The 12,796-nt window shown below is 57.4% G+C and carries 10 protein-coding genes and 4 pseudogenes; 6 read left to right on the top strand and 8 right to left on the bottom strand.

All coding sequences use genetic code 11. The features are described from left to right. Window positions 1–126: pseudogene (locus F0169_RS27840) on the top strand (GNAT family N-acetyltransferase); the annotation flags it as partial. 251 nt (window positions 127–377) lie between these two features. Here the strand turns inward: F0169_RS27840 and F0169_RS10135 are convergent. From F0169_RS10135 to F0169_RS10105, 7 genes and pseudogenes are all read right to left on the bottom strand, one after another. Further along, window positions 378–1,529 (bottom strand): acyl-CoA dehydrogenase family protein, encoded by a 1,152-nt coding sequence (locus F0169_RS10135; RefSeq protein ID WP_152746416.1) that lies wholly within the window; start codon window positions 1,527–1,529, stop codon window positions 378–380. Window positions 1,530–1,532: 3 nt separating this feature from the next. Next, window positions 1,533–2,637, bottom strand: a pseudogene (locus F0169_RS10130) (enoyl-CoA hydratase/isomerase family protein). Window positions 2,638–2,768: 131 nt separating this feature from the next. After that, window positions 2,769–3,464, bottom strand: coding sequence for an HPP family protein (locus tag F0169_RS10125; protein ID WP_152746415.1), 696 nt, complete (start codon window positions 3,462–3,464; stop codon window positions 2,769–2,771). A 183-nt stretch (window positions 3,465–3,647) separates the two neighbouring features. After that, window positions 3,648–3,872: a type VI secretion system contractile sheath small subunit gene (locus F0169_RS10120; RefSeq protein ID WP_341869094.1), complete on the bottom strand. Its 225-nt coding sequence runs from the start codon at window positions 3,870–3,872 to the stop codon at window positions 3,648–3,650. Window positions 3,873–4,209: 337 nt separating this feature from the next. Beyond that, window positions 4,210–4,476, bottom strand: a pseudogene (locus F0169_RS10115) (hypothetical protein); the annotation flags it as partial. A gap of 72 nt (window positions 4,477–4,548) precedes the next feature. After that, a complete protein-coding gene (locus F0169_RS10110; protein ID WP_152746414.1) occupies window positions 4,549–5,880 on the bottom strand; it encodes an amidohydrolase in 1,332 nt (443 codons plus the stop codon). A gap of 151 nt (window positions 5,881–6,031) precedes the next feature. After that, on the bottom strand, window positions 6,032–6,547 hold the full coding sequence (locus tag F0169_RS10105) for a C40 family peptidase (protein WP_241679094.1): 516 nt from the start codon (window positions 6,545–6,547) through the stop codon (window positions 6,032–6,034). 248 nt (window positions 6,548–6,795) lie between these two features. On the opposite strand from F0169_RS10105, the gene aqpZ reads away from it, so the two are divergent. From aqpZ to F0169_RS10080, 5 genes and pseudogenes are all read left to right on the top strand, one after another. Next, on the top strand, window positions 6,796–7,428 hold the full coding sequence (gene aqpZ / locus F0169_RS10100) for an aquaporin Z (RefSeq protein ID WP_172979397.1): 633 nt from the start codon (window positions 6,796–6,798) through the stop codon (window positions 7,426–7,428). Then, window positions 7,421–7,702, top strand: coding sequence for a hypothetical protein (locus F0169_RS10095; RefSeq protein WP_152746412.1), 282 nt, complete (start codon window positions 7,421–7,423; stop codon window positions 7,700–7,702). Before aqpZ ends, F0169_RS10095 begins: the two co-directional genes overlap by 8 nt. 481 nt (window positions 7,703–8,183) lie before the next feature. Beyond that, window positions 8,184–8,510 carry a DUF2790 domain-containing protein gene (locus F0169_RS10090; protein ID WP_152746411.1) on the top strand — a complete coding sequence of 109 codons (327 nt, stop codon included), beginning with the start codon at window positions 8,184–8,186 and terminating at the stop codon, window positions 8,508–8,510. A 213-nt stretch (window positions 8,511–8,723) separates the two neighbouring features. Next, window positions 8,724–9,455, top strand: a complete 732-nt coding sequence (locus F0169_RS10085) for a carbonic anhydrase (RefSeq protein ID WP_152746410.1) — start codon at window positions 8,724–8,726, stop codon at window positions 9,453–9,455. A gap of 83 nt (window positions 9,456–9,538) precedes the next feature. Continuing rightward, window positions 9,539–11,100 (top strand): annotated as a pseudogene (locus tag F0169_RS10080) (SulP family inorganic anion transporter). A gap of 71 nt (window positions 11,101–11,171) precedes the next feature. Here F0169_RS10080 and F0169_RS10075 read toward each other — a convergent pair. Further along, window positions 11,172–12,794 carry a glycosyltransferase family 39 protein gene (locus tag F0169_RS10075; protein ID WP_172979396.1) on the bottom strand — a complete coding sequence of 541 codons (1,623 nt, stop codon included), beginning with the start codon at window positions 12,792–12,794 and terminating at the stop codon, window positions 11,172–11,174. Between the last annotated feature and the right edge of the window lie 2 nt (window positions 12,795–12,796).

Raw genomic sequence — 12,796 nt, 5'->3', positions numbered from 1 at the left:
CGCAGCTTTTGCCTTGTATCAGCGCTGCGGGTTTATCCAGTACGGCCTGGAGCCGTTGGCGGTGCGGGTGGGGTTGAGTATTTCGACAAGGTTCATATGTGGCGCGAACTCAGGGGGTGTGACTGAGCGTTTGAGTGGCTGGATCAAGAGTGGTTGAAGCAGATCAAGGGCGGGTTTTGCATACACAGTAGATCTGCTTTTTTGCTTTCTGTGGGAGGGGGCTTGCTCCCGATAGCGGTGTGTCAGATAAATTATTTTTCAACTGACACACCGCAATCGCGAGCAAGCCCGCTTCCACAAAAAGCGCTTTTGATCTGCTTCAACCACTCCAAAAACCCAGCCATAACAGGGGAATGCATTCCACAGCGGATCGCTACCTAAAGCTGATAGTTCTTCAGCTCTCGGGCGATCACCATCCGCTGAATCTCGCTGGTCCCCTCGTAAATCTGCGTAATCCGCGCATCGCGGTAGTAACGCTCCACCGGGTAATCCTCCAGGTACCCATAGCCGCCGTGAATCTGCATGGCTGACGAGCAGACCTTTTCAGCCATTTCCGACGCGAACAGCTTGGCCTGCGATGCCTCGGACAAACACGGCCTGCCGGCCGTGCGCAGGCGCGCCGCGTGCAGGATCAGCAGGCGTGCCGCATTCAGGCGGGTTTGCATGTCAGCGAGCATATTGGCAATGCTCTGATGCTCAATGATCGCTTTGTCGAACTGCACACGATCACGCGCATAGGCCAGCGCCGACTCAAACGCGGCACGCGCGATGCCTAGCGCCTGGGCCGCAATGCCGATGCGCCCGCCTTCCAGGTTGGACAGGGCGATGGCCAGGCCTTTACCGCGCTCGCCAAGCAAGTTGGCCTCCGGCACCGTGCACTGGTTGAGGGTTACCGCGCAGGTGTCGGACGCACGAATGCCCATCTTGTGTTCGGTGCGGTCGACCACAAACCCCGGTGTATCGGTGGGCACCAGGAACGCCGAGAGGCCTTTTTTGCCGAGTGCCGGGTCGGTCACCGCGAACACGATGGCGAGCTTGGCGCGCTTGCCGTTGCTGACAAACTGTTTGGCGCCGTTGATCACCCACTGGCCATCGCGCAGTTCGGCGCGGGTGCGCAAGTTGTGCGCTTCGGAACCGGCCTGCGGCTCGGTCAGGCAGAAGCAGCCGATGACCTGGCCACTCGCAAGGTCAGGCAGCCAGGCTTGTTTCTGGGCGTGTGTGCCGTAGTTGAGAATTGGCCCGCAACCGACTGAATTATGGATACTCATCAGTGCGCCAGTGGCGCCATCACCGGCGGAAATCTCTTCTACCGCCAGCGCGTACGCCACGTAATCGACATAGGTGCCGCCCCATTCTTCGGGCACTACCATGCCTAACAGGCCGAGTTCGCCCATCTTTGCGACCAGCGCGTCATCGATCCAGCCAGCTTTTTCCCAGGCTTGCGCATGCGGGGCGATTTCGCCACGGGCGAAGTCGCGCGCCATGTCACGAATCATCACCTGTTCTTCCGTGTATTCAATGTCTTGCATGGCTTAGTTACCAATCTGCTTGAAGTCGTTGAAGAAGCTTTGCACAAGCGCTGCGTTTACCCCGTGCAGCGTGGGCGGGTTCCACCGAGGGGTTTTGTCTTTGTCGATGATCAACGCGCGAACCCCTTCGATCAGGTCACCGCGTTCGAACCATTGGCGATCCACGTGCAATTCAAGCGCAAAGCACTGCTCCAGCGGCAGGCGGCGCCCACGGCGGAGCATTTCGAGGGTCACGGCCATCGCCAGCGGCGAGCGGGTCTGCATCAGTTGCGCGGTGGCCAGCGCCCATTCGTGGCTGTCGGCAACGGTGACTTGCTGCAATTGCTCGACGATGCTGGCCACGTCGGGCAAGCCAAAAAAATGGTCGATGGCGGGGCGCAAGGCCGCCAATGGCGCGTCGGGCAATTGTTGTACGGCCAATTTAGCGAGTACGCCTTGCAGGTCCTTGAGCGGAGCGTGTCGCCATTGCAGTTGATCGAGCTGGTGGTCCAGGTCAGCAAGCCTGGCGCTGTCGACGTACCAGTCGGCCAACCGGCAATACAGCGCGTCGGCTGCGCGAATCTGCACGCCGCTCACGCCGAGGTACACCCCCAGCTCGCCGGGAATGCGCGGCAGGAAATAGCTGGCGCCGACGTCCGGGAAATAACCAATCGCCACTTCCGGCATTGCCAGGCGGCTGCGCTCGGTCACCACGCGCAGGTCCGCGCCTTGTACCAGGCCCATGCCACCGCCGAGGACAAACCCGTCCATCAGCGCCAGTACCGGCTTGCAGTAATGATGAACGGCCAGGTCGAGGGCGTATTCCTCAACAAAAAAAATCGCTGTGCAGGGTGTCGCCTTGCTTGAAGCTGTCGTACAAGGAGCGTATATCGCCACCGGCGCAGAAGGCTTTTTCGCCGGCGCCACGCAGCACCACGGCGTAAACCTGCGGGTCATCCGCCCACGCCTGTAGCTGCGCTGTCAGGCTGCGGACCATGCCCAGGTTAAGCGCATTCAAACCGGCGGGGCGGTTGAGGGTGAGGTGGCCAATATGGTTGCGTACCTCGGCGAGTACTTCAGCCTGAATGATTTCGCGGCAGCTTGCTTCGGGTAATACCTGAGCAGTCATCTCTAACTCCCTGCTTTTATTGTTTTTTCTCAAGACGTTCACGGACACACCACCGTGTGATCGTACCAGTGCAAATTTACCCAGTACAACCCGGAATCCTGCAGGTCGTTGTTGCATTTATGCAGAGGCGCTCACGTCACGCGGCGGGCCAGTACGTGGCCGATGCTACGGCGACGCGCGTGGGTTTCCGCCGCGCGGATCAGTTGCTCAAGGTCTGTCGGTTGCACGTCGTAAAACTGCTCCATTTCGGCCAGGGCCAACTGCAAGTCAGCGGCCGTGATAGACGGCTCGCCGCGCGCAAGGGCCGATGGCGGCTCGGCAAGCGCTTTCGGATAACGCGTCCGTGTCGCGTTGTTATACGCCAGCGCACACGCCAGCAGGGCTGTGGCACCGAGCATTACCGCGGCGAGTTCCTGCCAGCCAAGGGCGATGGAGCTTGGGTCGGCGAGCACCAGGGTCATCGCCAGCCCACCGGCAGGCGGGTGCAGGCAACGCAGCCAGCAGATCAATACAACGCACATGCCGGCTGCCAGGCAGGCACTGCCCAACGTGCGGCCAAGCACCCGCGCCACCAGCAGCGCGACAACGCCTGCACACACGTAGCTGCCGATGATCGACCAAGGTTGTGCCAGCGCGCCGGATGACACGGCAAACAGCAGCACCGCAGAAGCCCCGAGCGGGCCGAGCAGGTGCAGGGCGACTGGCATGCCAAACACTTGGGCGCACACCCAGACACTGAACATCGTACCCAAGGCCATGCCGATGGCGGCGCGGCTCCATTCGGCGGGGCGGGTATTGATTGCAGCGGGTAACCAGCGAGCAAGCATTGACGGTATCCATAAATAGCAGGCAAAAAAAAAGGCTTGTCTGGTTGCCCGGAAAAGCCTTTTGAACGTCACAACTTTTGGGGCAGGAACACTATTTGGGGGCAGGAACACTGCGCAGTGTGACGACCGTGAGGCAAAGGTGCCACTGACTATTAATGAAGGTTAAAGGCAAAAATAATGCAGTTAAATACCCTCGTCCAAAGGTATCAGGCACATCTTCTGCGTCGGTGCAGTACTGAGCTGACCGAGCACCCGTGTATCCGTGGCTTCGTTGAACAAGTGCCTTTGCAGGTTTGCCTGCAGCGCAGGGTCGTTGGCCAGCGGCCCTTTCAACGCGACTAACGCGTTGCGCAGTGTCCTTAGCCGATCCAGCCCGGGTACAGGATTAAGCAGCAGATCTTCCGGCACGGCATTGCCCTCTCAATAAATTAAGCCAACGTGATGTACGTGGCCTACAACGTCCTTGTTGTTATGCAGCTGCACTTACCCAGCGTGTCGAGGTAACCCGTGATGCCGTGGTGGTACATAGTTAGCGCACTGGCTAACGAGTCTACATTTGGGTTCCGGGCGCCGGAAGGCAAAGTGCGCCAGCCGTTACGCATAGCTATGTAGGGGATTTCTACTGGGTTATGACGAAAAACGCCCACTCCTGAGGAGCGGGCGTTGTTTTTTAACCGGTTGGTCTGAGGGGTAAAAACCATTAGTAAGTCAAGTAGGATTCACAATACCTTCTGAACCCTCCTGGAGCCCAATAACAGTGCATATTCATGCCTTTCTCAATACTGGAGAAGCGCCAGGGCAGCGCCTCTCCCGCCGGACAGATGTATTCGTTTTTCGTCGCGTCATAAACGCAAGCATCTTTGTTGAATCGACCATCCGCTTTGGCGATTTTCTCTTCCAGCCGCACGGCGCTGGGCTCTGAGGCAGTTGGTTCTTGCCGATCGGCAGCATCGAGTGCCGTCAAGTAACGGTTGATGCTCGATTCAATTTCTTCCATTCGCCGCTTCATCTTCAGCAGGATCGCAGGGTGGTAAGCAGGCCGGCCAGTATCGGCTGGAATAGCACTTTCAAAACCCAGAGAGTGTCACTCTTCGTTTCCAGCTTCCAGAAACTGGATCGTCACCCCCGACAGAGCCCTTGTTCCTACCACCAACGCTGCTTCATCCACAAAAAATCTCGGATTGTGGTTAGGTGCGGCCGAGTCCGGATCTTGTCCTTCAGGCGTTACGCCCAAGAAGAAGTAAAGCCCGGGCACCTGTTGCGCGAAAAACGAAAAGTCTTCTGCGGCACCCACCAGCGGCTTTGTAGCGACCTTTCCTGCGGCAGCTCGGGCAAGTACGGGAGCCATCTGTGCCGCGAGCTTCTCGTCATTCATGGTGGCGCCGTACACGGGAATAACCGACACCTCAGCCTTGGCCTGTGCGCTTTCAGCGATTTTCTCAGCGGTGATTTTTATGTCGCGTCCCACCTGTGCCCGTACTTTCTCATCGTAGGTACGGATGGTGCCGGACATGTGCACTTGCTCCGGGATAATGTTGGGCGCGCTGCCACCCTGGATCATCCCTACCGTTACCACCGCCGGCGATTGCGGCAGATTGGCTCGACGGCTCACCACGGTCTGCAGTCCAGTGATCACTTGGGCGGCCGTCACGACAGGGTCGACGGCGTTCCAAGGCATGCCGCCATGTCCTTGCTTGCCGGTGACGGTGATCCGCAGGTCATCGCTGCTGGCGGTGGTTGCCCCGCTGCGCCAGCTGAGTTCACCGGATTTTCCAGGCATGACGTGCACGGCGAAGATCGCATCGGGTTTCAACTTCGCAAAAATGCCCTCTTGCAGCATCCGCTCAGCGCCCCAGGCTTTTTTCTCGCTCGGCTTGACCAGGCTCGAACCCTCTTCCGCAGGCTGAAAGATGAACATCACCTTGCCCGGCAGATGCTCGCGCATCCCCGCCAGCACTTCGGCTGTGGCCATCAGCATCGCTGTGTGAGTGTCGTGGCCACAGGCGTGCATCACGTCGACTTCCTGGCCGTAGTAGAGACCGCGAGCCCTGGAAGCGAACGGCAGGCCCTCTGCCTCCTTGACGGGCAGGGCGTCCATATCGGCGCGCAGTGCGACAGTCGGCCCTGGCTTGCCACCCACAAGAATCCCGATCACGCCCGTTCGTGCAATGCCGGTGTGTACTTCAAGGCCGAGCGCAAGCAAGTGGTCTGCCACCAACTTGGCAGTGCGGGTTTCCTGTTCGCCCAGTTCCGGGTGCTGGTGAATATCGCGGCGCCATTCAATCAACTTATTCTCTACCGCCGCAGCACGGTTGTAAGCCTGTTCCTCAAGTGTACTGGCGGGTTGTGCATGCGCGGCGCTCACCAGGCCGACCAATAGGCCGGCCAATAACGTGGAGGGGTTGAATAGGTGCATTGATTTAACTCCTGACAGTAATGTGGCGTCTTATAATGTCGCCACACAAGCCTTGCTTGGCACGATTAAGTCAAGGAACTTCTTCTCATGCAGAGGTGCTCCAGGGATACCCCTACAGGTTGCTCCATGATTTAAAGTGCCCCAGGACGTGTTAATGCAAGCGCTTGCCAGCGACGTAGTGCTTGTTCCAGTAAGTATTGTTTAACGAATCGATGCGCGTCGTCTTACCGCTGCGAGGTGCATGGATAAATCGCCCGTTGCCTATATAGACGCCGACATGATTGATCCCACGACGGTGGCCAAGTGTTTTGAAGAAAATCGCATCGCCGCGCTTCAATTGGTGACGCGCTATTTTCTTACCTTCACCCGTAAACATGCTGGCGGCCGATCTTGGCAGGGTTATTCCTGCCTCACTGCGAAACAGGTAAACCATTAAACCGCTGCAATCAAACCCACCGCTGACCGTATTTCCGCCCCAGCGGTAACGGGTACCAATCAGTTCATGCGCGCGACCGACAATATGATCGGCAGGTTTTAATCGGTTGAGGCTGGGCTTCTTTATATTCATGGCAGCGTGAGACGTTTTTTTTCGTTCTTCACTGTTTGCAAATGAACAGCCGCCGGCGAGCAAGGCGCCCAGGCATAATACGAATAGATACTTTTTCATTGCCTTATCATTAAGCGTCACTGTGGGACATTGAGGCTACGCACGCCGCACGGTACAGACCATGAGCATTGTCTTGCTTTTATAAAAAAACACATAGTTCTGCGCGTTGAATAGCGCAAAACAAGACAGGTCTTATGGAGCGGTCTGAGCCGATCTTTTTATTATGCTCAGTCATAGGGTCAATGCCTCTGAAAGTACACCTATAAACTGTAGGTGGCGCATTGACGCGCCTTAATAAGGATAGGGTCGTGGAAAAAAGATTACTCGTAGAATACCTGGGCACATTCTGGCTAACATTTGGCGGCTGCGGCAGCGCCATTCTCGCGGCGGCATTTCCTGAGTTAGGCATCGGGTTCGCAGGCGTTGCGCTGGCGTTCGGTTTGAGCGTGCTGACAATGGCCTACGCCGTCGGGTCGATTTCCGGTGGTCATTTCAACCCCGCCATTACCATCGGCCTGTGGGTCGGTCAGCGCGTGGCGTCCAAGGATGTCATGCCCTACATCATTGCGCAGGTACTGGGTGCTATTGCAGCCGCAACCGCGTTGTACCTTATCGCCAGTGGCAAACCGGGGTTCGAGGTCGCAGGTTTTGCAGCTAACGGCTACGGTGAGCTCAGCCCGGGCAACTTCAGTTTGTCAGCCTCAATGGCGGTAGAGCTGATTACCACGTTCTTCTTTGTGTTCATTATCATGCGCGTGACCGCGCCTGGCGCAGCGGCTGGGTTCGCACCATTAGCCATTGGTTTGACATTGATTCACTTGATCTCCATTCCTGTCACCAATACATCGGTTAACCCGGCACGCAGCACAGGCCCGGCGTTATTTGCCGGTGCCGCTTACATCGAGCAACTTTGGTTATTCTGGGAACCCGGCATTGGTTGAGGCTCGGCTGCTGTTTGCCGGGTTGCTGGGGCAAAACCTGTCCGTCACGTTAACTGCAGAGCAAACCCATGCGGCGTTCGCGCCGCTGGCTCAAGCTGACTTGCTATCCAATGTTGACCGTCGCGACCCCTGCATTGACGCGCTTTCCGCGCTGGCCAAGCGAAGAGTTGCCCTGGCACAACAGATTATCGACGCACATGAATCTGTCATCACTCGCGCTTGTTCGTTCCATTGCCCTACGCCACTAATCCCGACCATGACTGCCGATGAATGATGAGTGCGCAACAGCAGGCAAAAAAAAAACCGCGCAATGCGCGGTGAGGTTTTACGCGCTTGCCGCTGAGACATCCAACGCGTCGCGTAGCACCAAAACTGGGACGCCTCATCCCTGAGGCAAGGCCATCTTCGGTGATTACCCAGTGTGAGTCTTTAAGACTTGTCTCAAAAACAATCGCTTGGTTATTTGTGGGATTTTTCGCACTAACTTCAGGATGATCGGCCTAGGTAAAAAAGCGCGCTCGCGCGAAAATTAATTAGCTGCGCGTGGCTGTAAGTATTCGCCGCGCTAATGACCAATAAAGCTATTGGTCGATTGGATTGCATTTTTTCGGCCCGTTAAATGCGGGAGGGGCGAACTATGCCCACTGCTATAATTGCTGTCAATGTTATTGACATATTTTGATATGAGATGACGGGTTTAAAATTTTCACTAAGTGTTAGTTTTGTCTGGAACTTTTAATCTGTGGAAGATAATCATGAAAGGCTTGAAAGTAATGTGTGCCTGTGTGTTTTTAGCGCCGGCGCTCAGTGTTGCGAATAGCAACCATGACCCCATCTACGGTGACATGATGCGCAGCAACCAGCAGCAAGTTGAACAGTATGCGTTAGACGACGGCAAACCCGCGCCGCGTGTCGTTCACTATAAATATGGGATGAAGCTGGATGTTCATAAGGTCATTGTGATGACCCGTGCCGATAGAAATTGCGGTGTAGCCCCGGCGCGCATGACCTACGAAGACAAGAGCGGCACGCTTCATACGGTGGAATACAAAATCATGGGGGACGCCTGTACAGGAGGTTGAGACGTTGACTTTATTAGAGCGTCGCTCTCTGCGTCGGCTGAATAATGGACAGGGTTGATGTTTTCGGATGCGGCCCGATTCCGACACTTATCCTTATCTGACTTGCCTACCGCTCTTTTAACGTCGCTCACTTAATCGGTTGGGCAGGCAGGAAACTTTCACGCGGTACCCGATAAAACAGAAATGCATGCTTACTCCATTAGGGAGCGATTTATGAGTGCCAGTTACCAGACACCCTCGGCAACGTCGTATTCAGGCCACCCGGAAATAGAGTCTGCCGATGCAGCACTGCAGGAAATCGTTAAAGGTTTCCTGCACTTTCATCACGAGATTTTCCCTCAACAAAAACAACTTTATAAAAAACTTGCCACCGGGCAGCGGCCCAAAGCGATGTTCATCGCCTGTGCCGATTCGCGGATCGCTCCGGAGTTGATTACGCAGAGCGCGCCCGGCGATCTTTTTGTCACGCGTAATGTGGGTAATGTGGTACCGACTTACGGCCAACTGAATGGCGGCGTTTCAACGGCTATTGAATATGCGGTTCTCGCATTGGGCATTCAGCACATCATCATCTGCGGGCATTCGGACTGCGGTGCGATGCGTGCTGTGCTGAATCCGCAAAGCCTGAAAAACATGCCCAAGGTCGAAACCTGGTTGCGCCACGTCGCCGTTGCGAAAGCCATGGTTCAGGATAACTGCGCCTGTGGCAGTGAAAGCGAAATCATGCAAAAGCTCAGTGATGAAAATGTAATCGCGCAGTTGCAGCACTTGAGAACACACCCCTCGGTGGCATCGCGCATGGCCATGGGGCAGTTGTTTGTCCATGGTTGGATGTACGACATCGCAACCAGCAAAATCAAAGCATACGATGTGGATCGAGGCCGCTTCATGCCGCTCAATGGCACTCATCCGATCCCAACCGCGACGCCTAAAGCGCGCTTCTGAACAATCCCATGCGGGTAACCCCGTGACTGCCAATCAAGGCGGTCAGGTATTGCTACATCTTCAAAAACAGTGGGAGATTCATCGTGCGTGCTGCGCAGTTAAAAGCGGTTTTGCCACGGGAGCTTTTGGCTTCTGTGGTGGTGTTTCTGGTTGCCTTACCCTTATGCATGGGGATTGCCATCGCCTCGGGCATGCCGCCGGCCAAAGGGCTGATCACGGGGATCATCGGTGGTTTGGTGGTCGGCTGGCTGGCGGGTTCTCCGTTGCAAGTCAGTGGTCCGGCGGCAGGCTTGGTGGTGTTGGTGTTTGAGGTCGTGCGCGTGCATGGGGCCGCGATGCTGGGCCCTATCCTGTTGCTGGCAGGTCTGCTGCAGTTACTGGCGGGACACTATCGTCTGGGCTGTTGGTTCCGCGTGACCGCGCCTGCGGTCGTGTACGGAATGCTGGCGGGCATTGGTGTATTAATCGTGCTGTCCCAAGTGCATGTGATGCTCGACGGGCTGCCCATGCCTTCGGGAGTGGGCAACCTGATGGGCTTTCCTGGCGCATTACTTGAGGCGCTGCCGAGTTTGGACGGCGGCAATGGCTGGCAGGCCGGGATACTCGGAACCGCGACTATCCTGGTGATGTGGGTGTGGGATAAGTGCCGCCCACGCGCGCTACGGTTCGTACCTGGGGCTCTGTTGGGCGTGGGCTTGGCAACGTTGGCCAGCCTGGCCCTGGCGTTGCAAGTCAAACGTGTTGAAGTGCCGGATAACCTCTCCGATGCCATCGACTGGCTGCGGCCTGCCGACCTGTTGAATCTGGCTGACCCTAACCTGCTGATCGCAGCGTTCGCCGTCGCGTTTATAGCGAGTGCCGAGACCCTGCTGTCCGCCGCCGCGGTAGACTGCATGCACGATGGGGCGCGCTCGGATTTCGACAAGGAACTCAAAGCCCAGGGCGTCGGCAATATGCTCTGCGCACTGGTAGGCGCACTGCCCATGACAGGCGTGATAGTGCGCAGTTCGGCTAACGTCCAGGCCGGTGCGACCACGCGGCTGTCGGCGATATTCCATGGTGCATGGCTGCTGGGGTTCGTGGTGTTGCTGTCCAGCGTATTGCAAAGCATACCGGTGGCCAGCTTGGCAGGTGTTCTGGTCTACACAGGCATCAAGTTGGTGGACATCAAGGTCTTTCGCGGTCTTTCCCGCTATGGGCGTATGCCGATGCTGACCTACGCGGCGACAGCACTGGCCATTGTCTTTACGGACCTGCTGACCGGCGTGCTGATCGGTTTCGGCCTGACATTGCTCAAGTTGGCATGGAAGGCTTCGCGTTTGCGCATCAGCCTGATCGACCTTCCCCCGGCGGGCGAGATGGAGCTGCGCCTGAGCGGCGCCGCGACGTTTCTGAAAGTCCCGGCGCTGACACAGGTGTTGTCGACTGTACGGCCGGCAGCAGGGTGTACGTACCCCTCAATAATTTGAGTTACATCGATCATTCCTGTTTAGAGCTGTTGGAGGAGTGGGGCAGGGCCAATGCTACTAAGCAGTCAAGCCTGGTGATCGAGGCCCAAGGCCTGAAGCGGCGGCTTGAGGGGAGGGCGCGGACCAATGTCGGATTGGGAAGGCTCAAGATTAAGCAGGGGAGACGTCATATCTGAAGACTGCATGTGATGCGACCGTGGCGGGTCGCACCTTATAGGATCATTCAGATACAACGACGGCGGCGCGATCAAGGCGCGGAGGCTTTCACCAGATGCAGCAACACAAACGCGTTCTTATCGAACTCGCCGGTCAGGGTCGGGGTCAGCGCGCGCAAGCGCGGGTCTTGCAACGCGTTGAAGTCATCGGCACTCATTACCAGCCAGGCGGGCGCTTGCAGCGGTGCCAGGTCAGCGGCGGTCTGGGTAAACAACGGCACCTTATCGCAGTCGAAGTTGACCATGAACTTGATCGCCTTGGCATCTTTACCCAGGCCATGCAGTACCACAGGCGCCGGTTGCTGCAGGATTTGGGCTTTGACCGCGAGGCTGAAGGTGCGCGTGTCGTAGAGCGTGCGTTCCAACGGTTCGACCACCACGATGTAAGTCGACCAGATCGCCAGCACCGCTGCGAATGCCGGGCCCAGCGGGCGTAACCGCGGTTTTAATAAGGCCAGCAGCGCCAGCACTTGAAGCGCGCCGAGTACGCCGAATATCAGCCCCAAGTCGCTCAACTGTTCCGGGTAACGCCGCCGCGCCAGCAGCACCCCGACCACCAGCAACGCCGGCAACAGCGTCCACAGGCTCAGCATCAAGCCGCGCAACCAGGCAAACAATCGCCCTTGGGTGACGTAGAACGGGTAGGCCGCGATGATCGCTGCCATCGGCACCATGGGCAGGATGTAGCGCGCCTTTTTGGCCTGCGGCACCGACAAGCCGAGCATGACCAACACACCGGCTGCGGCGCAGTAGAGCACCAGCTGCAATGCCGGCTCGGGCGCCCTGCGGCCGCCAACCACCACGGCCAGCAGCACCAACACGGCCAGCGGGTAGGCCAGGGCATAATTGCCCAGCGAACTGGTGAAGTAATACAGCACGCCGCTGGAGCCTTCGGTGCCGTCCATACGCCCCAGAAATTGCATGCGGATCACGTCCTGCATGAACCCCTCACCGCCACTCAGCTTGGCCAGCAACAGCAACAGGCCGACACAGGCTGCCAGCAGCGCCAGCGCGAGCAAGCCGAACGTGAACAGTTGGCGCCATTGCCGGTTAAGCAGGTAATAACTGCACAGCATGCCCGTTGGAATCACCAGGCCGATGGGCCCACGGATCGCAAAACCGATAATCAACAACAGAAACAGCCAGTACACGCGTTTCGGGCTACCAAAGTGGTCGTGCGCATAGCCGATGTAAAACACCGCCAAGGCGACGCAGGCGAGCATTTGGTCCAATGACACCGAGCGGGTTTCGCTGACAAAGGTGCTGCTGAGCAGCAACATCGCGATGCTCAACAGGCCCCAGCGCGTGGAGTAGGGCGCCGTGAGGCGATACACCAGCGTAACGATCAGCGCCGAAGCGAAAGAGGTAGGCAACCATGCGGTAAAGCTGGTGACCTGCCCAAACGGCAACGACAGCACCCACGTCAACAGCGTCGAGGTCGCCAGGTAGTCGGCGTAAGGCTGCCCATAAGTGGTGGGGAAAAAACTCGGCCCATGCCGCAGCATTTCCTGGGCAAACACCACAAAGCGCGAGTCAAACCCGATAATTGCCTGGTGCCAGTTACCCACCAGAAACAGCACCAGCGCCAAGAGCCCAAGCCCCAGCGACTGGTGACGGATTGTTGCATTCAGCAGGGATTTGGGAGCTTTGTTCACCG

Source organism: Pseudomonas kitaguniensis (assembly GCF_009296165.1).
GTDB lineage: Bacteria > Pseudomonadota > Gammaproteobacteria > Pseudomonadales > Pseudomonadaceae > Aquipseudomonas > Aquipseudomonas kitaguniensis.
This window is presented reverse-complemented; position numbering and strand designations above follow the sequence as displayed.

What these genes read in the sequence shown, in the direction of transcription:
- F0169_RS10135 (WP_152746416.1), bottom strand. Translation starts at nt 1,529, where the DNA reads ATGCAAGACATTGAATACACGGAAGAACAGGTGATGATTCGTGACATG.
- F0169_RS10125 (WP_152746415.1), bottom strand. Translation starts at nt 3,464, where the DNA reads ATGCTTGCTCGCTGGTTACCCGCTGCAATCAATACCCGCCCCGCCGAA.
- F0169_RS10110 (WP_152746414.1), bottom strand. Translation starts at nt 5,880, where the DNA reads ATGCACCTATTCAACCCCTCCACGTTATTGGCCGGCCTATTGGTCGGC.
- F0169_RS10105 (WP_241679094.1), bottom strand. Translation starts at nt 6,547, where the DNA reads ATGAAAAAGTATCTATTCGTATTATGCCTGGGCGCCTTGCTCGCCGGC.
- F0169_RS10090 (WP_152746411.1), top strand. Translation starts at nt 8,184, where the DNA reads ATGAAAGGCTTGAAAGTAATGTGTGCCTGTGTGTTTTTAGCGCCGGCG.
- F0169_RS10085 (WP_152746410.1), top strand. Translation starts at nt 8,724, where the DNA reads ATGAGTGCCAGTTACCAGACACCCTCGGCAACGTCGTATTCAGGCCAC.